The sequence below is a fragment of the Bifidobacterium sp. MSK.13.1 genome, from assembly GCF_019131435.1.
Classification (GTDB): Bacteria; Actinomycetota; Actinomycetes; order Actinomycetales; family Bifidobacteriaceae; genus Bifidobacterium; species Bifidobacterium pseudocatenulatum.
In genome coordinates this window covers 296,438-316,410 of the sequence record NZ_JAHOMM010000002.1, presented here as the reverse complement: position 1 = coordinate 316,410, position 19,973 = coordinate 296,438, and the positions used below count along the sequence as shown (strand labels likewise).

General features: G+C 55.3%; 19 protein-coding genes and 1 tRNA gene. 17 read left to right on the top strand and 3 right to left on the bottom strand.

What is annotated here, in order from left to right; translation table 11 throughout:
- Positions 1-3: 3 nt before the first annotated feature.
- From KSY55_RS04180 to KSY55_RS04115, 14 genes are all read left to right on the top strand, one after another.
- Entirely contained in the window at positions 4-831 is an 828-nt protein-coding gene (locus KSY55_RS04180; RefSeq protein WP_004222198.1) for a DUF881 domain-containing protein, read from the top strand.
- Positions 832-987: 156 nt separating this feature from the next.
- On the top strand, positions 988-3,021 hold the full coding sequence (gene thrS, locus KSY55_RS04175) for a threonine--tRNA ligase (RefSeq protein ID WP_004222196.1): 2,034 nt from the start codon (positions 988-990) through the stop codon (positions 3,019-3,021).
- A gap of 108 nt (positions 3,022-3,129) precedes the next feature.
- Positions 3,130-3,792 (top strand): phosphatidylinositol phosphate synthase, encoded by a 663-nt coding sequence (pgsA, locus tag KSY55_RS04170; protein WP_004222193.1) that lies wholly within the window; start codon positions 3,130-3,132, stop codon positions 3,790-3,792.
- Positions 3,793-3,907: 115 nt separating this feature from the next.
- A complete protein-coding gene (locus KSY55_RS04165; protein ID WP_004222191.1) occupies positions 3,908-4,663 on the top strand; it encodes a YebC/PmpR family DNA-binding transcriptional regulator in 756 nt (251 codons plus the stop codon).
- Between the two features lie 6 nt (positions 4,664-4,669).
- Positions 4,670-5,251 (top strand): crossover junction endodeoxyribonuclease RuvC, encoded by a 582-nt coding sequence (ruvC, locus tag KSY55_RS04160; protein WP_022244816.1) that lies wholly within the window; start codon positions 4,670-4,672, stop codon positions 5,249-5,251.
- A 44-nt stretch (positions 5,252-5,295) separates the two neighbouring features.
- A complete protein-coding gene (gene ruvA, locus KSY55_RS04155) occupies positions 5,296-5,913 on the top strand; it encodes a Holliday junction branch migration protein RuvA (RefSeq protein ID WP_004222187.1) in 618 nt (205 codons plus the stop codon).
- An 11-nt stretch (positions 5,914-5,924) separates the two neighbouring features.
- On the top strand, positions 5,925-6,998 hold the full coding sequence (gene ruvB / locus KSY55_RS04150; protein WP_022244815.1) for a Holliday junction branch migration DNA helicase RuvB: 1,074 nt from the start codon (positions 5,925-5,927) through the stop codon (positions 6,996-6,998).
- A gap of 65 nt (positions 6,999-7,063) precedes the next feature.
- Positions 7,064-7,456 carry a preprotein translocase subunit YajC gene (gene yajC / locus KSY55_RS04145; RefSeq protein WP_004222184.1) on the top strand — a complete coding sequence of 131 codons (393 nt, stop codon included), beginning with the start codon at positions 7,064-7,066 and terminating at the stop codon, positions 7,454-7,456.
- 116 nt (positions 7,457-7,572) lie between these two features.
- Positions 7,573-8,154 (top strand): adenine phosphoribosyltransferase, encoded by a 582-nt coding sequence (locus KSY55_RS04140; protein WP_022244813.1) that lies wholly within the window; start codon positions 7,573-7,575, stop codon positions 8,152-8,154.
- 50 nt (positions 8,155-8,204) lie between these two features.
- Complete coding sequence (gene sucC, locus KSY55_RS04135; protein WP_117649180.1) at positions 8,205-9,398, top strand: ADP-forming succinate--CoA ligase subunit beta; 1,194 nt, start codon at positions 8,205-8,207, stop codon at positions 9,396-9,398.
- Position 9,399: 1 nt separating this feature from the next.
- Positions 9,400-10,323: a succinate--CoA ligase subunit alpha gene (sucD, locus tag KSY55_RS04130; RefSeq protein WP_022244812.1), complete on the top strand. Its 924-nt coding sequence runs from the start codon at positions 9,400-9,402 to the stop codon at positions 10,321-10,323.
- Positions 10,320-11,708: a DUF6350 family protein gene (locus KSY55_RS04125; protein ID WP_004222174.1), complete on the top strand. Its 1,389-nt coding sequence runs from the start codon at positions 10,320-10,322 to the stop codon at positions 11,706-11,708. Before sucD ends, KSY55_RS04125 begins: the two co-directional genes overlap by 4 nt.
- Entirely contained in the window at positions 11,656-13,284 is a 1,629-nt protein-coding gene (gene purH, locus KSY55_RS04120; RefSeq protein WP_022244810.1) for a bifunctional phosphoribosylaminoimidazolecarboxamide formyltransferase/IMP cyclohydrolase, read from the top strand. Before KSY55_RS04125 ends, purH begins: the two co-directional genes overlap by 53 nt.
- Positions 13,285-13,404: 120 nt before the next feature.
- Positions 13,405-13,686: a hypothetical protein gene (locus KSY55_RS04115; RefSeq protein ID WP_022244809.1), complete on the top strand. Its 282-nt coding sequence runs from the start codon at positions 13,405-13,407 to the stop codon at positions 13,684-13,686.
- Here KSY55_RS04115 and KSY55_RS04110 read toward each other — a convergent pair.
- Positions 13,603-14,541: an MIP/aquaporin family protein gene (locus tag KSY55_RS04110; RefSeq protein WP_065434648.1), complete on the bottom strand. Its 939-nt coding sequence runs from the start codon at positions 14,539-14,541 to the stop codon at positions 13,603-13,605. The genes KSY55_RS04115 and KSY55_RS04110 overlap by 84 nt on opposite strands.
- Positions 14,542-14,651: 110 nt before the next feature.
- Here KSY55_RS04110 and KSY55_RS04105 point away from each other — a divergent pair, with 110 nt between their 5' ends.
- Both KSY55_RS04105 and der read left to right on the top strand, forming a co-directional pair.
- Complete coding sequence (locus KSY55_RS04105; RefSeq protein WP_004222165.1) at positions 14,652-15,425, top strand: pseudouridine synthase; 774 nt, start codon at positions 14,652-14,654, stop codon at positions 15,423-15,425.
- Positions 15,422-17,551 (top strand): bifunctional cytidylate kinase/GTPase Der, encoded by a 2,130-nt coding sequence (gene der / locus KSY55_RS04100; RefSeq protein WP_004222162.1) that lies wholly within the window; start codon positions 15,422-15,424, stop codon positions 17,549-17,551. Before KSY55_RS04105 ends, der begins: the two co-directional genes overlap by 4 nt.
- 103 nt (positions 17,552-17,654) lie before the next feature.
- Here the strand turns inward: der and KSY55_RS04095 are convergent, their stop codons facing one another.
- A complete protein-coding gene (locus KSY55_RS04095) occupies positions 17,655-18,059 on the bottom strand; it encodes a hypothetical protein (protein WP_004222161.1) in 405 nt (134 codons plus the stop codon).
- Between the two features lie 87 nt (positions 18,060-18,146).
- Positions 18,147-18,223: transfer RNA gene (locus KSY55_RS04090), tRNA-Pro, on the bottom strand.
- A gap of 257 nt (positions 18,224-18,480) precedes the next feature.
- Between KSY55_RS04090 and KSY55_RS04085 the strand changes: the two genes are divergently transcribed.
- The gene (locus KSY55_RS04085; RefSeq protein WP_182281510.1) at positions 18,481-19,875 is read left to right on the top strand and encodes a UTP--glucose-1-phosphate uridylyltransferase; all 1,395 of its coding nucleotides are present in this window, start codon (positions 18,481-18,483) and stop codon (positions 19,873-19,875) included.
- Positions 19,876-19,973 lie beyond the last annotated feature (98 nt).

Here is a 19,973-nt window from a genome sequence, read left to right as displayed (position 1 = left end):
CGTATGAGCAGACGCAACGATGCCAACAAGGATGTACTCTCCAAGATCCACGAGCAGATCGTCAAAGACCAAAACAACGACAGCACCCAAACCGGATCGTTTCCTGTGGTCAGGCGCAAACCGAAGAGGGTTTCGCTGAATGCGAAGGCCACTCGCGCGCGCCTGTATTCAAGCGTGCTCGTAACCGTGCTTTGCGCGTTGCTGGGCTTCAGCTACGCTATCCAGCTGAACAACACGACCTCCACATATGAGACGATGAGCGAGGACGAGCTGACCAAGCTTATTAGCGAAACGAGTACGCAGGTGCAAAAGCTCGAACAGCGTAAAAGCGAACTATCCAATCAGCTTGACTCTCTGAAGGATACCGCCGACAAGAACGAGAAGGCAGCGGAAATCGCCAGGCAGAACGCTGAATCGAATGGCATTCTTTCCGGGCGTTTACCAGTATCCGGCGAAGGCGTGGTCATCCGTATTTCCAAAGGATCAAAGCGAGATATTGACGCGTCGATTTTATTCACCCTACTTGAGGAACTACGCAATAGCGGCGCGGAAGTCATTGAAATCAACGATATTCGCGTGATTACCAGTACATACATCAGCGATACGGCGGACGGTCTCGATTGCGACGGTACGAATATCAAGGCGCCGTTCATCATCAGGGCGATTGGAGACAGCGACAATCTGCAGAACGCGGTCAATCTCGCTGGAGGCGTCGGTTCACGTTTGAAAGTGAAATACGGAGCCACCGTGTCGATCGTGCCATCCGATAAGGTGGAGATCACGTCGACACGAAGCGCGCCACAATACACGTACGCGCATGTCGTCGAATAGCATCAAATACGATCCGTTAAAATATAATCGCGCTGTAGCATGCTGTTCACTCTTTCAGCGTGCCGATGTCTGCACTCAACCCTATCTTGTTCATCGTTGACATACAGTCCAGGCCTGCACATTAGTACCGCGGACCCCGATAGCAAAGGACAACTCATGGCTGAACAGACCATCTCCATTACACTCAACGGCGAAGCGAAGGAGGTGGCAGCAGATCAGACTGGCGTCCAGCTCTTCGCGGAAGACAAGAATATCATCGCAGTGCGTCTTAACGGCGAACCCCGCGACCTGTATACCGAACTGCACGACGGCGACGTCGTGGAACCGATTGCATTGGACAGCGAAGATGGCCTGGCCATCATGCGTCACTCCGCAACCCACGTTATGGCACAGGCCGTGCAGGAGATCCGTCCTGATGCCAAGCTCGGCGTCGGCCCGGTCATCAAAGACGGTTTCTATTACGATTTCGATGTCGAGACTCCGTTCACTCCTGACGATCTTAAAGAGATCGAAAAGCGCATGCAGCGCATTATCAAGTCCTCCCAGTCCTTCCGCCGCCGCGTGGTGACCGAAGAGGAGGCTCTGGCAGAAGAGTCCGATCAGCCGTACAAGATTGAACTCATCAAAGACAAGGAAGCCCACCTCGATCCAGAAGCCGCCACCGAAATCAGCGGCAAGGAACTGAGCTTCTACGACAACGTCGACCGTGACGGCAATGTGGTGTGGAAGGATCTGTGCCGCGGACCACACCTGCCGAACACTCGCTATATCAAGGCGTTCAAGATCGAGCGTTCTGCAGCCGCATACTGGCGCGGAAGCGAAGCCAATCCGATGCTGCAGCGCATCTATGGCGCGGCTTTCGCCACTAAGGAGGACCTCAAGGCATATCAAACCCGCCTTGAGGAGGCCGCCAAGCGTGACCACCGCAAGCTCGGCGCGGAAATGGATCTGTTCTCCTTCCCGGACGAGATCGGTCCGGGCTTGGCTGTGTTCCATCCGAAGGGCGCCGCTGTGATCAACGCGATGGAGGATTACTCCCGCGAAATGCATCGCAAGCACCACTACAGCTTCGTGCAGACTCCGCACATCACCAAGGGCGGTCTGTATGAGACTTCCGGCCACCTGCATTGGTACAAGGATGGCATGTATCCGGCAATGCGTTTGGACGAGGAAAAGGATGAGAACGGCAACGTCGTCAAGCAGGGCTTCGACTACTACCTGAAGCCGATGAACTGCCCGATGCACAATCTGATCTTCAAATCCCGTCAGCGTTCCTACCGTGAGTTGCCGTTGCGTCTGTTTGAATTCGGCACGGTGTACCGCTACGAAAAGTCCGGCGAAGTGCATGGTCTGACCCGTGTGCGCGGCTTGACTCAAGACGATTCCCACATCTACTGCACCCGCGAGCAGATGAAGGACGAGCTGAAGAACCTGCTGACCTTCGTGCTTGGTCTGTTGAAGGACTTTGGTTTGGACGACTTCTATCTGGAGCTGTCCACCAAGGATCCGCACAAGTACGTCGGCTCCGACGAAATCTGGGAAGAGGCCACCAATACGTTGGCTGAAGTCGCCAAGGAATCCGGACTTGAACTGGTTGACGATCCATGCGGCGCAGCCTTCTATGGTCCGAAGATCTCCGTGCAGGCTCGCGATGCCATCGGCCGTACGTGGCAGGTGTCCACCATCCAGCTTGACTTCAACCTTCCGGAACGTTTCGGCTTGGAGTACATCGCTGCCGATGGCACCCACCAGCGTCCGGTGATGATTCACCGTGCACTGTTCGGCTCCATTGAGCGTTTCTTCGCCGTGTTGCTGGAGCATTATGCCGGTGCTTTCCCGGCGTGGCTCGCTCCTGTCCAGGTGCTTGGCGTGCCCGTTGCCGACGAATTCGCCCCACACCTGCAGCAGTTCATTGCCAGCTTGGAAGAGGAGACGGTTCGTTGCGAAATCGACATGTCCGATGATCGTTTCGGCAAGAAGATCCGTAACGCTTCCAAGTCGAAGGTGCCGTTCATCCTCATCGTCGGCGAGGAAGACATGAACAACAACGCGGTGAGCTTCCGCTTCCGTGACGGCAGCCAGCTCAACGGTGTGCCGGTCGATGAGGCCAAGGCGCAGATCATGACCGTGCTGAAGAAGCGCGTTCAGGTCAACAACGTCGACGATTTCAAGGCCGCCATCGCAGACTGATCTGATTCGTTCACGTTCGGTCGCATACGGTTATGAATTATGGGGGCGTGCAAGCATCACATACTGACGCTTGCACGCCCTTTTGCTTTCCGAAGAACAGGAATTCGCATGTTAGAACATCTCCGTGCACCATTCAAAAGACTTATCGAGCCATTCGCCAAGGCACTGGTATCCCTTGGCCTGACAGCGAATGCGGTGACGGTTATTGGCGCTATTGGAACCATTGTGGTGGCTTTCGCCACTGGCATTACGGGATGGTTGTTCGCCGGAGCGGTGGTGCTGACGTTGCTGGTGCTCGCCGATTCCCTGGATGGCTCAATTGCGGCACTGACCACGGGAGGCACCCAATTCGGTGCTTTTTTGGATTCCACATTGGATCGTATCGCTGATTGGGCATTGCTTGCCGGAGTGGTCATCTTCTTCATCCTGCATGCCGATTGGTGGTATGACATCAACCGGTCAAGCCCGGATTGCATTAGTTGGATTGGTATCGCCGCAGCCATGGTGTCGATGATGACGTCGTTCGTGACGTCGTATGCGCGCGCCCGTGCCGAATCCGTCGGTTTCGAAGTGAAAAACGGCATTGCAACGCGTGCCGACAGATTGGTCATCATTCTGGTGGGCATGGCGATTACCGGGCTCACGCACCAAGGGTTATGGCTGGCCATCGCCATGGTATTGCTTGCGGTTTTGGGACTCATTACCGTATTCCAACGCATTCTTGAGGCTCGTTGCCAGATGGCCGTCGGTCATAAGACGTATCAGTTGTGAACCGGCTGCATGAAACGGCCGTTGACGCGCCTGACATACGTATGTCGGGCGCTTTGTCTTAGAACCGCTTTAGAATCGTTTCGTTTGAAACATCCGCAACCTGCCTAGGAGCATTATGTCAGGTCATTCCAAGTGGGCGACCACCAAGCACAAGAAGGCCGCCATCGACGCAAAGCGTGGCAAGCTGTTCGCCAAGCTGATCAAGAACATCGAGATCGCAGCACGTATGGGTGGTGGCGATCCTGACGGCAACCCGTCCCTGTACGACGCCATCTACAAGGCCAAGAAGGCTTCCATGCCTGCCGATAACATCAAGCGCGCAGTTAAGCGTGGCTCTGGTGAAGAAGCCGGCGGTGCCAACTATGAAGATATCGTCTATGAGGGTTACGCTCCCGCAGGCGTCGGTCTGATCATTGAATGCCTTACCGATAACCGTAACCGTGCGGCCGCCGAAGTGCGTTCCACCCTGACCAAGGGCAATGGCTCTTTGGCTACCTCCGGTTCCGTGAGCTTCAACTTCGAGCGCAAGGGCCAGATCATCGTTCCGGCCGAGGGCGTCGATTTTGATGATCTGTTTGAGAAGGCCGCAGAAGCTGGCGCTGAAGATGTTACGGACGACGGCGACGTGTTCACTGTCGTCACCGGTCCGTCCGAGATGATCGACGTTCGTAAGGCCCTTCAGGACGCTGGATTCGATTATGATTCCGCTGATCTGGTCATGATGCCGAAGAACGAGGTCGAATTGACTCTCGAAGATGCCCAGAAGGTGTCCAAGCTGATCGACAACCTCGATGATCTGGACGACGTGCAGAACATCTACTCCAACTGGACCGCCTCTGACGAGGTCATGGCTCAGCTTGACGAGGAGTAATCAAGCGTGATTATTCTTGGCGTCGACCCCGGGCTGACTCGCTGCGGGGTCGGCGTGATCGAAGCCGGCGCATACCGCCGGCTTTCTTTTATTCATGTGGACGTGGTACGTTCCGATCCGAAAATGTCGCAGGACTTACGTCTGTTAGCCATCTATAACGGTTTGGTGGAAAAGATCGAACGGTTCGCACCGGATACGGTGTCCATCGAGCGTGTGTTTGCACAGGAGAATCGCAACACCGTACTGGGGACTGCACAGGCCGCCGGACTGGCCATGCTGGCTGCGGCCCAGAGGGGCATTCCCGTCGCCTTGCATACGCCCACTGAATCAAAAATGGCGATTACCGGCAACGGCAAGGCCGAAAAGATTCAGATGGAACGCATGGTCGCCCGTATTCTGGGGCTCAATACCTTGCCTAAGCCCGCCGATGCCGCCGATGCGTTGGCTATAGCGATTTGTCATGCGCTTCGCCCCGCAGGCGCGTTACAGGGGGGAGAGCGTGAACAACACTTGACCGATGCACAGCGTCAATGGGCTCTGGCCTCACAGAAGGCGGCGCGACAACGCGGCGTCCGTAGGGGAATGTAGACTATCGAACAGATGTTCTACAGTTGTATGCGGGAGGTGACGGCATGATAGGCATGTTGCATGGCCAGGTCGATTTCATTGACGCCGCTTCGGCGATTATTGAGGTCGGGGGAGTGGGATATGAGACCCGTATGCCTTCGGCGGATTTGGCGTCCATGCACGCTGGGCAGACGGTGAAGGTATACACGTCATTGAATGTTTCGCAGGATGCGATTACATTGTATGGGTTTTCCTCGCTTGCTTCGAAACGCATGTTTTTGCAATTACAGAAGGTCAGCGGAATTGGTCCGAAAGTCGCGCTTTCCTTGCTTTCGACGTTGCCTCCGGAACGTTTGGCGAAAGCTGTGGCGGACGGGGATGCCACCGCGCTGGCGAAGGCGCCTGGTCTAGGCAAGAAGGGTGCGCAGAAGATTATTCTCGAACTCAAGGGGTCCATCGATCTCAGTCAGATCGAGGGGGCTTCCAAAGAGGTTCGTTCTGCGGAAGATGCCGGTTCGGAACAGGTCGTGGAAGGTCTGATGTCACTAGGGTGGCGTCAGCAGGATGCCTTGCATGCCGTGCAGACAGTCTGCGAGAGCAATCATATCAATGTTCCATTGAGGGACGATGATGTGCCCCGCGTGCTCAAACTTGCATTGGCTTCTCTTGACCGAGGTAGGTGAAACGCATCATCATGACGAACGACGTCGCATTCGAACAGTCGAATACCGGTGCCAATGAGGAATCGCTTCGCATGGTTTCCGCGTCGCCTGTCGGCAACGAGCCGGTAAGCGATGAGGAACTGCGTCCTCACGTCCTCGATGGTTTTATTGGACAGCCAAGACTCAAGGCGCAATTGCAGCTGTTTTTGGATGCTGCCCGTAAACGTGACGTTCCCCCTGACCACATCCTGCTGGCGGGGCCTCCGGGCTTGGGGAAAACCACGTTGGCCATGATTGTAGCCAACGAGCTTGGAGTGCCGATTCGAGTCACTTCCGGACCTGCTATCCAGCATGCTGGTGATTTGGCCTCGATTCTAAGCTCCCTTGACGCAGGGGAGGTGCTGTTCATCGACGAGATCCACCGCCTTCCACGGGCGGCCGAGGAGCTGCTGTATATCGCCATGGAGGATTTCCGTGTTGATGTGATGGTGGGCAAGGGGCCGGGTGCTTCCTCCATTCCCCTTACTTTGCCGAGATTCACGGTGATTGGCGCCACCACTCGCGAAGGCATGCTGCCATCACCGTTGAGGGCTCGTTTTGGTTTTACCGCGCATCTTGACTTTTATCCGCATGAGGAGCTTGAAAAGCTCATCGAACGATCCTCTTCGGTGCTGGGCATCAGTCTCGAAGAGGGAGCGGCCCATCAGCTTGCCATGCGTTCAAGGGGCACGCCGCGTATCGCCAACCGATTGCTTCGCCGCGTAAGGGATTGGGCCATTGTGCACGATTTAGAAACTGTGCATCCGGACGATGTCAAGGAGGCGTTGGCACTGTACCAGATTGATACCGAGGGCTTGGATCGTTTGGATATTGCGGTATTGAAAGCCATTGTCACCAATTTCAACGGCGGTCCGGTCGGTCTGAACAACCTGTCGGCCATGGTCGGTGAGGAATCGGAGACCGTGGAAACGGTGTGCGAGCCGTATCTGGTCCGAGAAGGATTCCTTGTGCGCACCCCAAAAGGGCGTGTGGCGACGCGCAAGGCATGGGATCATCTCGGCTTGACTTCTGACGAATCTCAGGTTGATGTCAGCAAGCTAGCTTAGACTCGGTGTTCTGGACATAGAGTCCTGTTCGAGCGTCCATCCCAAGGAGTTGTGCTTTGGATTACATGTTTCTTATCGTCATCATTGTCGTCATGTTTGGCATGATGTTCTGGCAGTCCAAGAAGGCTAAGCAGCAGCAGGCCGAGCGTCAGGATTTCCGTGCCAACCTGCAGCCGGGCACTGAGGTCATCACCATTGGTGGTGTGATCGGCAAGGTTGTTTCCGTCGATACCGAATACGAGGAGATCGTCATCGATTCCGAAGGCTCTCAGATTCGTTTCGGTTTCAACGCCATCAGCCGCGAATACGTGCGTCCTGCGTACGTACACGACGATGAGGTCGATGAAAACGGTAATCCTCTTTCCACCGATTCTACAGACGAAGATCAGGCTGCTCAGGAGCCGATTGAAGGCGAAATCGAAGCGGCGCAGACTGAGACCGAGCAGAAGAACAGCTGACAAGCTCATTAAGGCATCGGCGAAAATCTCATTTTTGAGGTTTTCGCCGATTTTATTCCTGACGGAAACCTATAATGCAAAGTGCCGTAGCACTACAAAAGAAGGACAATACAGTCATGGCATCGTCGGATATTACCGTTTCCGGTCTTAGCAAGATTGGAAACGAAAACGCCGAGTACCTTGTTTCAAAGATTCGCACCATTCCGGGATTCCCCAAGGAAGGTATTCTTTTTCGTGATTTCATGCCTGTTCTGGCAGATGCGCGTGCCTTCGGATTGCTACTTGACGCACTCGAAGCCGCGTTGCCGGTCGCTGCCGATGAATTCGATATCATCGCAGGTTTGGAAGCCCGCGGATTCCTTTTTGGTCCTGCGTTGGCAGCGCGCCTGGGCAAGGGCTTCATCGCAGTGCGCAAGGCTGGCAAGCTTCCTCCGGAAACCGTTAGCGAAAGCTATGACCTTGAATATGGGCAGGCCACCGTCGAAATCGAGACGAATATCGTGCATGAGGGATCTCGTGTGCTTGTCGTTGATGATCTGATTGCCACTGGAGGAACAGCGCGTGCGGCTGCTTCGTTGATCGAAAAGTGTGGCGGCACGGTGGCAGGTTTCAGCTTCGTCATGGAGCTTGTCGGCATTGGTGGCATGGCATCGCTGGGAGACTGCCCGACAAGTTCACTGATCACCATGCCTGCGTGAGTTAAGTACATTCTTCGTAAATAACCAATAGCATCAAGGGAAAAGAATCCATGGATCTCTATGAGTACCAGGCTAGGGAACTGCTTGAAGAGCAGGGTATTCCAACGCCTAAGGCAGTGTTCGCGCAGAACTCTCACGAAGTGGCTGAGGCTGCCGAGCAGATTGGCTACCCCAACGTGATTAAGGCTCAGGTGAAGATTGGCCACCGCGGTCAGGCTGGTGGCGTCAAGCTGGCGAAGAATCGTGATGAGGCCATTCTTGCATCCGAAGACATCCTGCCGATGACCATTCACAAGCACAAGGTCAGCGGCGTGTTGGTGGCCGAGGCAAAGAACATTCTTCACGAGTATTATGTCTCTATTTCCGTGGACCGTTCGTCTCGCGATTTTGACGTGCTCGCTACTGCGAATGGTGGAACCGAGGTCGAGGAGATCGCCAAGGAACACCCGGAATCTGTGAAGCGTCTGCATATCGACGCTCTGGAGGATTTCGATATCGAGGCTGCGACCAAGATGGCGGAAAGCATTGGCTTCTATCATGCCGACGTCAACCAGGCAGCACAGATTCTGCTGAAGATGTGGCAGTGCTTCAAAGAGAACGACGCCACGCTTGTGGAAATCAATCCGCTTGCCAAGATCGGCGATCCGGATGACGAGTCTTCCAAGACATTGTGCGCCCTGGACGCCAAGATTTCTTTAGATGACAATGCTGCGTTCCGTCATGATGGCTGGAAGCGCTTCTCTGACCCAGTGCATGTGGATCCGTTTGAGCAGAAGGCGCGAGAGCATGGTCTGCACTATGTGCACCTTCAGGGTTCCGTCGGTGTCATTGGCAACGGTGCTGGTTTGGTGATGAGCTCACTTGACGCGGTTTCCGGAGCTGGAGAAGATCAGGGCACCAATGTCAAACCGGCAAACTTCCTTGATATCGGTGGTGGTGCGTCCGCCGAAGTGATGTGCGGCAGTTTGGAGATCGTGCTGTCCGACCCGCAAGTCGAATCGGTGTTGATCAACGTGTACGGTGGCATCACATCCTGCGAGCAAGTTGCCAAGGGCATTCTGGAAGCCCTTGACAAGCTTGGCAGTTCCAAGCCTCTGGTAGTCCGTTTCGACGGCAACGCGGCGGCAGAAGGTCTACATATTCTGGCTCAGGCCGATCGTGTCAATCTGCATGTTGCACAGACCATGGAAGAAGCCGCACAGCAGGCCGCGCGTCTTGCGGCCAATGGCAAGGAGGTTCGCTGAAATGACGCTTTTCATTGAGGATGGCGCACCTGTCATCGTGCAGGGTATGACCGGACATCAGGGCATGACCCATACCGCCCGCATGCTGAAGGCCGGCACCAATATCGTCGGCGGCGTCAACGCCCGCAAGGCCGGCCAGGAAGTCAATTTCCCCGCGGCCAAAGACGGCGAGGATGTTACGTTGCGTGTGTTCGGCAATTGCGCCGAAGCCGTGGAAGTCACCGGCGCCCAAGCGAGCGTCGTGTTCGTGCCGCCGCGTTTCGCCAAGGATGCCGTGGTCGAAGCCATTGAAGCCGGCATCAAGCTGATTGTTGTCATCACCGAAGGCATTCCTGTTGCCGATAGCGCGTACTTTGTTGAACTCGCATTGCGCAAGGATGTGCGTATTGTCGGTCCGAACTGCCCTGGTCTGCTTACCCTGCCTTCTACGGAAGGTGTGAATGGTTGCAATCTTGGCATTATTCCGGACGGCATCGTCTCCCGTGGACCTTTGGGTTTGGTGTCTAAGTCCGGTACGCTCACCTATCAACTGATGGGAGAGTTGTCTGACATTGGTTTTACCGCATGTTTGGGTGCTGGCGGCGACCCTATCGTCGGCACTACGTTGCAGGAGGCGCTTGAGGCGTTCGAAAACGATGATGCCACCAAGGCTGTCGTGATGATCGGTGAAATCGGCGGTAGTGCCGAACAGGATGCGGCCAAGTGGGCATCCGAGCATATGACCAAGCCGGTTGTCGCCTATATTGCAGGCTTCACCGCGCCGGAAGGCAAGCAGATGGGCCACGCTGGTGCCATCGTTTCCGGAGGCAAGGGAACTGCGCAAGATAAGAAGGAAGCGCTCGAAGCCGTGGGTATTCGTGTCGGACGCACTCCGGGGCAGACCGCTGAAATCATGCGCGAGGTGCTCGCTTCCAAGTCGATATGATGGCGAACCTGAAGTATTGGTTGAAGGGGCTTGCCGTGGCGGCATTGTCCATGGTCGTCTATGCCGGTGCCCTAGGCTGCTACATTGCGCTGATGCTTCTGGTTATTTCCATGGAAGAAGGCGGCGACAATCTCTCCGCCTTCTCTGTTTCCTTGACCGAGGCGGTTGTGCTTCTCAGCCAAGGGAACGGTTTCAAAACCGGATCCATCACTTTGACGATTATGCCGTTGCTGCTTACGGTTTTGCTGATCGCTCTTATCGCATCGCTCGCCAAACGCGTCGGAACGAGTCTGTCCGGATGCGTGGCAGGAACCATAGGCTGGGTGTTGATCAATGTGTTCTTCGCCAATAGCCTTGACATCAAACTCGTTGATACGACGGGCGTGGTTGCTGTGAAAACAGCGATCGTCTTTGTACTTGGCTATGCCATTGCCGCGATTCCCGAATCACCACTGACCAAACGAGATTTGGATTGGATCAGCGAGCATGTTTCGTCTCCGGTCCGTAAAACCGTCACCATTGGTGTTGCCTTGGGTGTGCTGTTGATCACGGTCTATCTGGTCATTGGACTGATTGTGGTCTTGTACTGGGCATTCAGCAACCAGTCGGCCATGGTGAAGTTGTATGAGCTATCGGGAATGCAGAACGGTTCTCGCATCCTCACCACGATCGCCATGATCGCTTGGATTCCAAATATCGCGATTTGGGCTATTTCCTGGGTATTCGGGGCCGGTTTTTCGATTGGCGATCTAGCGGAATTCACCATGTGGAGCGGTCAGGGGTCGGCATTGCCGTCTCTGCCGATATTCGGTTTGCTTCCTCAAGCGATTGAAACGAATTGGATTCGGATCGCGTTGATGTGCGTTCCTTTGGCTTTAGCTTGTGCCGCGGGCATGGTGGTCATGCTGTTCAACAAGGGCTTTCATATCAGAGTAGGCAACTCCGATCAGCAGATTGATGTCAAGAGGGTAGTGCTTGGCTTTGCCTATCCAGCGGGAGCGTTCTGCATTTCCTGCACCGTTGTATCGGTATGTTCGAGTCTGCTTTTTGCCATCTCCAGTGGAGCGTTGGGCTCAAAACATCTTGCGCACATCGGCGTCGACGTGATTTCATCGACCCGTAAGATTGGACAGCCTACTGCCGTGGGACTGTTTTCGTCATGGCTGCTGACTTTGGTGGCCGTATCCATGTTTTTTGGAATACGCTGGATAGTAAAGCGTGTCCGCGAGAGCAGGAGTGGTGCGTCCACTGCGGCTCTTGAATCAGATAATCGTGAGGTCGCCAATGCGGCCCGCACAGTGACCTCAACCATCAATAACAAGGAGGATCAGGGTGACAACAACGAATCGACCGATACGGCGAGCTCTGGTATCGGTCTTCCATAAGGAAGGCATCGAGGTTCTTGCCGAAGCGTTCATCAAGGCCGGCACTGAAGTGGTTTCCACTGGTTCCACTGCGAAGCGTCTTGCGGAACTTGGCGTCAAGGTGACGGAAGTCTCGGAAGTAACCGGCTTTCCGGAGTGCCTTGACGGTCGCGTCAAAACCCTCGACCCGCATATCCACGCGGGCATTCTCGCTGACATGACCAATGAGGACCACGCGGCACAGCTGGAAAAGTTCGGCATCAAGCCGTTCGATCTGGTGGTCGTCAACCTGTATCCATTCGCCGATACGGTTCGTTCTGGCGCGGATGAGGCTGCCACCATCGAGAAGATCGACATCGGTGGTCCGTCCATGGTTCGCGGTGCGGCCAAGAACAGCGCCACTGTGGCCATCATCACCGATCCGAACGATTACGCACTGGTAGCTGCGCGCATCGAAAACGGAGAGGGCTTCTCTCTCGAAGAACGTCGTTGGCTGGCCGGCAAGGCGTTCGCCCATACTGCCGCCTACGATGCCACCATTAACGAGTGGACTGCAAAGCACTGGCCGAAGCCTTTGACCGTTGAGCAGCCAACCGCCGAAGACGAGCCGGAAGTGAATGAGACCAAGTTCCCGGCCGCATTCACTCGTACTTGGGACCGTGCCCACGTGCTGCGTTACGGTGAGAATCCCCACCAGCAGGCCGCGCTGTATCTGGATCCGCTGAACCAGGATGGTTTCGCGCATGCCGAACAGCTCGGTGGCAAGCCGATGAGCTACAACAACTATGTTGATGCTGATGCTGCTTGGCGTGCCGTATGGGATTTTGCTCCCCAGATTGCCGTCGCCGTGGTCAAGCACAACAATCCGTGCGGCCTCGCCGTTGGCGCCACTGTTGCGGAAGCGCACAAGAAGGCACATGCCTGTGATCCGATGAGCGCCTATGGCGGTGTGATCGCCGCGAACAGCAAGGTCACCATGGAAATGGCGGAAAGCGTCCGCCCGATTTTCACCGAGGTGATTGTTGCTCCCGACTATGATGCCGACGCTCTCGAACTGCTGCAGACCAAGAAAAAGAACCTACGCATTCTGAAGGTTTCCGAGCCGCCGAAGTCCAAGACGCAGTTCCGTCAGATCGACGGCGGTCTGTTGGTGCAGTCCACGGATCTTATCGATGCTCCGGGCGACGATCCGAACGCTTGGAAACTGGTTTCCGGCGAGCCTGCTGATGAGCAGACCGTCAAGGATCTGGTTTTCGCTTGGCGGGCCATCCGCTGTGTCAAGTCGAACGCTATCCTGATCGCCCACGATCAGGCCACTGTTGGCATTGGCATGGGTCAGGTGAATCGTGTCGATTCCGCGAACCTGTCCGTCGAACGCGCCAACACGCTGGCTGATGGCGCAAACCGCACCAAGGGCGCTGTCGCTGCATCCGACGCGTTCTTCCCATTCGCGGATGGTGCGGAAATTCTCATCAATGCAGGCGTTAAGGCTATCGTTCAGCCGGGCGGTTCCATTCGCGACGAGGAAGTGTTCGAAGCGGCTCGTAAGGCCGGCGTCACCATGTATGTGACCGGCACCCGTCACTTCTTCCACTGATACGCCGCCTCTCATGTGAGGGTATTGGTCAACGTGGCGTCCGATTCCGTATTGGTTTCGGACGCCACGTTTTATTATGATTACGGTTGTTGTACAGCAAGCAAGATGAAAGGCCCCGGAATGAGCCATCCTTACGTTTCCGAAGATCATGAGGGCAAACCGTGGTTCGAATGGATCGTCGCCGCGGTAGTGATTGTTGCGACGGTGCTTGCGGTCGCAGGATATACAAAAGCCGCCACCGCTGCGATTGCGGTGACGGCCATAGCGACTGGACTGGTCAGACTGGCATTGCGTGAGCGCAGTCCATGGAAGGTTCGGTCAGTTGCTTTCGACGCTTTCATCGGCATTGGCTTGGGCGTAGGACTGTTCATCCTGCTCACCATCGTTCCCGTCGGCAACTGACGCTTCGCCAAGAACGGTATTGCCTTCGACCTCATCGATTGTCTCGACAGTATCCGGCACGTTCTTCTTCGTACCAATCATGCCGGCGACGATGACGACGAGAGCAACAACTGCAGCGGCAAGAACAGGGCAAATCCAGAAGACCCACAGCTGTTGCAGCGGCTCTTCATTCAGTCCTTGATTCTGTGCGAAAATGGCAATGCCCGTGGCACGTGCCGGATTCAGTGCGGCTCCGGTCACCGGATAGGTGATAGCGGTGCCGATGCCGTAGGCAAGGCCCATGGCAACGGCGTGGTTTGTTTTGGACTCGCCGTGTCCGTCCGTGGTGCGCAGTGCGGAGGCAACGATAATGATACCTGCGACGACTTCAACGGCGATGGCCAGAGTGATGCCGAGGGTCACTCCATAATTGCCGAGGGTGGAGTAGGAGACGGAATTCTTATCGAAACCGTTGACCGTTGGTGTCATCCAGATCTTGAATGTCACCTGCTCGGAAGTCGGCAGAAGGAACCGGATAGCGGCACCCGCGCCGATACCGCCGAGCACTTGGGCAATGATGTACAGAATGCCATCAAGCACGTGGGTTTTGCCAGTGAGCATGGCGGCGACGGATACGGCCGGATTGAACTGTGCTCCGGAAATGGAACCGAAGATTACGGTGACGGCGGCGTATACGATGCCCGTCAACAGGGCGATGAACGCCATGTTAATGCCATACACCGCGGAACCAAGCGAGCAGATCGCATAAATCGCGAAGCAAATGATGAAGCTTCCCACAAGTTCCGCTCCGACACGAAGTGTCAACGGCTTGCTTTGTTCTTCCTTGGTTATGGGCGTTGCTTCAACAGCAGTCATAGTCTTTCCTCTGTCATATAGTGGACAAGTTGCGATTTTGGGAAATCGCCAAACGACTGCCATAGTACCAGCAGTCCCTATAAGTATTATCCGGCCACGTTGGGAGAACGATGCCAAACGCATATTCCCGCGCCGCGAAGGCGCACACACACGATAATGAAGGTATCCGTCTGCAGAAGCTTCTTGCTCAGGCAGGATTCGGATCCCGTCGCAAATGTGAAGAGATCATTACTGAAGGACGTGTCGAAATCGACGGCGAGCTTGTTACCGAATTGGGCACTCGCGTCGATCCGAAACATCAGGAAGTCCGTGTGGACGGCTCCCGTGTTCGCGTGAATCCCAATCATGTCACGCTCGCTTTGAACAAGCCGAAGCGTGTGCTGAGCGCCATGGAGGATCCGAAGGGACGCTACACCCTGAGCGATATCGTCGGCGACAAGTATGACCGTATTTTCCACATGGGCCGTCTGGATTATGATTCCGAAGGCCTGATTCTCATGACGAACGATGGCGAGCTCAGCCAGCACGTCATGCACCCCAAGTACGAGGTTGAGAAGACCTACATCGCCACGTTGGAAGGTCGCATCAGCGGTCAGGTGTGCCGCCGACTGGTCACTACAGGCGTGCAGCTCGACGATGGTTGGATCAAGCTCGACCGTTGCGCGATTCTTGATGCCAGCCGCGACAGCACGCTGGTCAAGGTTGTGCTGCATTCCGGCAAGAACCGTATCGTCCGTCGCATTTTCGGTTCGATCGGATTCCCGGTCAAGCGTCTGGTACGCACCCAGATCGGCCCGATTAAGCTTGGCGATCTGAAATCCGGATCGTACCGTGTGCTTTCGCAGACCGAGGTGCGTTCCCTGTCCAAGGCGGTGGGCCTGTGATTCGTGTAGCGATTGATGGACCTGCGGGTGTCGGCAAGTCTTCCACATCCAAGGCGTTGGCCAAATATTACGGTTTCGCTTACCTCGATACCGGTGCCATGTATCGTGCCTGCGCATGGTGGTGCATGAACAAGGGCATTGACCTTGACGCGGAGACGATCGATGAACAACTGGTCACCGAAACCGTGGGAGAGTTCTTTACCGAAGGTCATTTCGACATCAGCGTCGATCCAGACGATTCGAAGGTATATGCCGACGGCGAAGACATCAGCGACGTTATTCGTTCCTCCGAAGTGTCATCCCATGTGTCCAAGGTGTCGAACATCATTCCCGTCCGTCACGTGCTGATTGCCGCTCAACGCGCGTACATCGCACGCGAAGCTGCGTCTGACTCTTTTTCTGAGGGTGCCGGAGTGGTCGCCGAAGGCCGTGACATCACTACGGTTGTTGCGCCGGATGCTGAAGTGCGTGTGTTGCTCACCGCCCGTGAAGAGGTGCGACAGGCTCGTCGTTCCGGTCAGTCAACTGATGGTGTCGGATCAGAAAATGTTGCGGCGCGAGATGCAGCTGATTCCAAGGTCACGAATTTCACATCTGCCGCGGAAGGCGTGCTGACCGTCGATAATTCCGATTTGAATTTCGGCGAAACGCTTGATGTGCTTGTGCGCATTGTCGACGATGCCATCGAAGAGCAGCAGTATCGCCAGTACGCTTCCAATCTTGACGATTATGAGTTGGATGAGGGCGATGAAGGACTGATCGATGGATCGTCGTTCGTTGGCGGCGAACGCCGGTCCGGCCCGAAGCCGGTTGGCGTGCTTGCCGTCGTTGGGCGCCCTAATGTCGGCAAGTCCACGCTGGTGAACCGTATTCTCGGCCGTCGCGCTGCTGTGGTGGAAGACACTCCCGGCGTGACTCGAGACCGTGTGAGCTACGATGCCGAATGGGCCGGCACCGATTTCAAGCTGGTTGATACCGGTGGCTGGGAAGCCGACGTCGAAGGTATCGAATCCGCCATCGCATCCCAGGCGCAGATCGCCGTTCAGCTTGCAGACGCTGTGGTGCTTGTGGTGGATGGCCAGGTTGGTCTTACCAACACCGACGAGCGCATTGTCAAGATGCTGCGCGCCTCCGGCAAGCCGGTCACGCTGGCGGTGAACAAGGTTGATGATCGTGAGAGCGAATATTTGACCGCTGAATTCTGGAAGATGGGCTTGGGGGAGCCGTATGGCATTTCCGCCATGCACGGTCGCGGTATTGGCGAACTGCTTGACGCTGCCTTGGATTCGTTGAAGAAGGCTGAGAAAACATCCGGTTTCCTTACTCCGTCCCATTTGCGCCGTGTGGCGTTGGTCGGTCGACCGAACGTCGGCAAGTCGTCTTTGCTGAATCAGCTGGCTCACGAGGAACGTACTGTGGTCAATGATTTGGCAGGTACCACTCGCGATCCAGTCGATGAAGTGGTGACGGTTGATGGGGAGGATTGGCTGTTCATCGACACTGCAGGCATCAAGCGTCGCCTGCATAAGCTGTCTGGTGCCGAATATTTCTCATCCTTGCGTACCCAGGCCGCGATTGAGCGTTCGGAACTTGCGCTGGTGCTGTTTGATGCTTCCCAACCGATTTCCGATCAGGATTTGAAGGTGATGAGCCAAGCAGTGGACGCCGGTCGATGCATCGTTTTGGTGTTCAACAAGTGGGATTTGATGGATGATTTCGACCGTCAGCGAATGGAACGCTTGTGGAAGACAGAATTCGACCGTGTAACGTGGGCTCAGCGCGTGAATCTGTCGGCTAAAACCGGATGGCATACGAACCGTCTGGCCAGAGCCATGCGTGGAGCGCTGGAATCATGGGACAAGCGTATTCCGACCGGTAAGCTCAATGCGTTCTTGGGTAAAATCCAAGCCGCCCATCCGCATCCACTGCGTGGAGGCAAGCAGCCGCGTATCTTGTTCGCGACGCAGGCTTCGACGCGTCCACCGCGTTTCGTGATTTTCGCTACCGGCTTCCTTGAGCATGGTTACCGCCGATACATCGAACGTTGCCTGCGCGAGGAATTCGGTTTTGAAGGTTCCCCGATTCAGATTTCGGTGAATATTCGAGAGAAGAAGAAACGCAAGTAAGTTTCTATGGATGGTGGCCGCACACCATTCCTTGGGTGTGCGGCCACCATCCATATTTGCTAGATCAGTGCACGCCAATCATGCGTGACTCATTGTCACATGCTTAAAACAGCGGCTGTTCCTCAGTATCCCGTTGACGTAGATATCCGCTGATCGCACGCCGCGCGAGCGAACTCAAGGATATGCCTTCCTCGGACGCGCGCTCCCGTGCCATCTTGCCGATGGCATAGGGGAGTTTGATTTTCCATTCGTCTCCGAGCTGTTCTCGACCGTCGGTGTTCTTCGGTCTTCGTCCAGGGCGGACGGTGTCCGTGGTCTCATTCAGATCGTCGCATTCAAGCGCCTTGCGCGTCAGTTCGGTAAGGGTGATGCCATCATGCTTCGCCCGCTCCCTGGCCGCTACGCCAAGTTCCCGGGACAGACGTATCTTCCACTCATCCTCAAGCTCGGATGAGTCAAACACGTGGGCAAAGCCGTCAACGTCGTCAAACTGTGGCTGGGCGTCCATCGACTTCAAGACAATCACCCCTTACCTGCATGCGTAAGACTGACATCCTAAAAAGAAAACCCGAAATCGCATGAATTCGGGTTTTTCTGGTCGGACCAGCGGGATTTGAACCCGCGACCCCTTGACCCCCAGTCAAGTGCGCTACCAAACTGCGCTATGGTCCGAACGATGCAAAAAGCACCGAGTACGAAACATAGCACAACCTGCTCTATTTTTCAAATTCATCGTGTCGCACGATTCGCGAAACATGATAAAAGAGTTCTTGGGATGTCATTTTCGTCAAGAATTTTCCCTTTTTGCCACCAAAAGCCCCCGTCATGGGAATTTTGTCGTAGTATTGCCTAGGTACGATGAGAACAGGACGCCCGCACGAAAGGGAAAGACATTGACTGAGGACGCATTTGAACATTCCGCCGCAAAGATGCGGGACAACGGGATGACCGATATGGCCATTGCGCAATTCAAACGACTGTACGAGGTTTGGCGCAGTGAGGAAGCAAGCACATGGATCCGTGAGGATGATGTTGAGCCTCTGGTGGGAGTGCCTAGCTTCCATGATGTCTACGAGACCATCAACCATGACAAAGCCGTCGATGCTTTTGCCAAAACCGCGTTCCTCAAACTTAATGGTGGCCTCGGCACGTCCATGGGCTTGGATTGCGCCAAGTCCTTGCTGCCAGTGCGTCGCCATAAGGCACGTCAGATGCGCTTCATCGACATCATCATCGGTCAGGTGCTGACTGCACGCACTCGTCTGGGTGTGGAACTGCCATTGACGTTGATGAACTCCTTCCGCACGTCGAATGACACCATGAAGGTGCTGCGTGCCAACAAAAAGTTCCATCAAGAGGACATTCCTCTGGAAATCGTGCAGCATCAGGAACCGAAAATCGGTGCGGAAACCGGTCTTCCTGTCAGCTTCCCGGCAAATCCGGAACTTGAATGGTGCCCGCCAGGCCATGGCGACCTGTTCTCCACCATTTGGGAATCCGGCCTATTGGACGTCCTCGAGGAGAAGGGCTTCAAATACCTGTTCATCTCGAATTCCGACAATCTCGGCGCACGTCCTTCGCGCACGCTGGCGCAGCACTTCGAAAATACCGGTGCGCCATTCATGATCGAGGTCGCAAAACGTACTCCAGCTGATCGCAAGGGCGGGCATATCGTGCGGGACAAGGCGACCGGCCGCTTGATGTTGCGTGAGATGAGCCAGGTGCATCCGGACGATAAGGATGATGCGCAGAACATCGAAAAGCATCCGTATTTTAACACGAACAGCATCTGGGTGCGTATCGACGCTCTGAAGGCCAAGCTGTCCGCATATGGTGGCGTGCTTCCTCTTCCGGTGATTCGCAATAACAAGACCGTCGATCCGACCGATCCGACGAGCGAGCCGGTCATCCAGCTGGAAACAGCCATGGGAGCGGCGGTGACGTTGTTCGACGGGGCTACCTGCGTATGCGTTGACCGTATGCGTTTCCTGCCGGTGAAAACCACCGACGATTTGTTTATCATGCGATCCGATCGATTCCATCTGACGGACCAGTACGAGATGGAAGATGGCAATTACGTCTTCCCGGATGTTCACTTGGATGCGCGGTATTACAAGAACATCCATGATTTCGATACGAGATTCCCTTATGGCGTTCCGTCGCTTGCCGCGGCCAATTCCGTCGACATCGATGGTGACTGGACCTTCGGCAGGGACGTGATACTGTTCGGTGACGCGCGGCTGACCGACACAAGTGAGCCGAGTTATGTTCCGAATGGCGAATACGTTGGCCCGCAAGGTGTTGAGCCTGATGATTGGGTCTGATTCGAGGGGTAGCCTCAACACGAAAAACTGTATTTTTTCGTAAAATAGACACAATCTGAACGAAAACCCTCTATCATAGAGAGGTGTGTGCAGAGCCT

Excerpts from the sequence above, each read along its gene's own strand:
- KSY55_RS04115 (WP_022244809.1), top strand. The coding sequence starts at position 13,405 with ATGAGCCATCCTTACGTTTCCGAAGATCATGAGGGCAAACCGTGGTTC.
- KSY55_RS04110 (WP_065434648.1), bottom strand. The coding sequence starts at position 14,541 with ATGACTGCTGTTGAAGCAACGCCCATAACCAAGGAAGAACAAAGCAAG.
- yajC (WP_004222184.1), top strand. The coding sequence starts at position 7,064 with ATGTTTCTTATCGTCATCATTGTCGTCATGTTTGGCATGATGTTCTGG.
- KSY55_RS04095 (WP_004222161.1), bottom strand. The coding sequence starts at position 18,059 with ATGGACGCCCAGCCACAGTTTGACGACGTTGACGGCTTTGCCCACGTG.
- KSY55_RS04165 (WP_004222191.1), top strand. The coding sequence starts at position 3,908 with ATGTCAGGTCATTCCAAGTGGGCGACCACCAAGCACAAGAAGGCCGCC.
- ruvB (WP_022244815.1), top strand. The coding sequence starts at position 5,925 with ATGACGAACGACGTCGCATTCGAACAGTCGAATACCGGTGCCAATGAG.
- KSY55_RS04125 (WP_004222174.1), top strand. The coding sequence starts at position 10,320 with ATGATGGCGAACCTGAAGTATTGGTTGAAGGGGCTTGCCGTGGCGGCA.
- thrS (WP_004222196.1), top strand. The coding sequence starts at position 988 with ATGGCTGAACAGACCATCTCCATTACACTCAACGGCGAAGCGAAGGAG.
- sucD (WP_022244812.1), top strand. The coding sequence starts at position 9,400 with ATGACGCTTTTCATTGAGGATGGCGCACCTGTCATCGTGCAGGGTATG.
- KSY55_RS04140 (WP_022244813.1), top strand. The coding sequence starts at position 7,573 with ATGGCATCGTCGGATATTACCGTTTCCGGTCTTAGCAAGATTGGAAAC.
- sucC (WP_117649180.1), top strand. The coding sequence starts at position 8,205 with ATGGATCTCTATGAGTACCAGGCTAGGGAACTGCTTGAAGAGCAGGGT.
- pgsA (WP_004222193.1), top strand. The coding sequence starts at position 3,130 with ATGTTAGAACATCTCCGTGCACCATTCAAAAGACTTATCGAGCCATTC.
- ruvA (WP_004222187.1), top strand. The coding sequence starts at position 5,296 with ATGATAGGCATGTTGCATGGCCAGGTCGATTTCATTGACGCCGCTTCG.
- KSY55_RS04105 (WP_004222165.1), top strand. The coding sequence starts at position 14,652 with ATGCCAAACGCATATTCCCGCGCCGCGAAGGCGCACACACACGATAAT.
- KSY55_RS04085 (WP_182281510.1), top strand. The coding sequence starts at position 18,481 with ATGCGGGACAACGGGATGACCGATATGGCCATTGCGCAATTCAAACGA.
- KSY55_RS04180 (WP_004222198.1), top strand. The coding sequence starts at position 4 with ATGAGCAGACGCAACGATGCCAACAAGGATGTACTCTCCAAGATCCAC.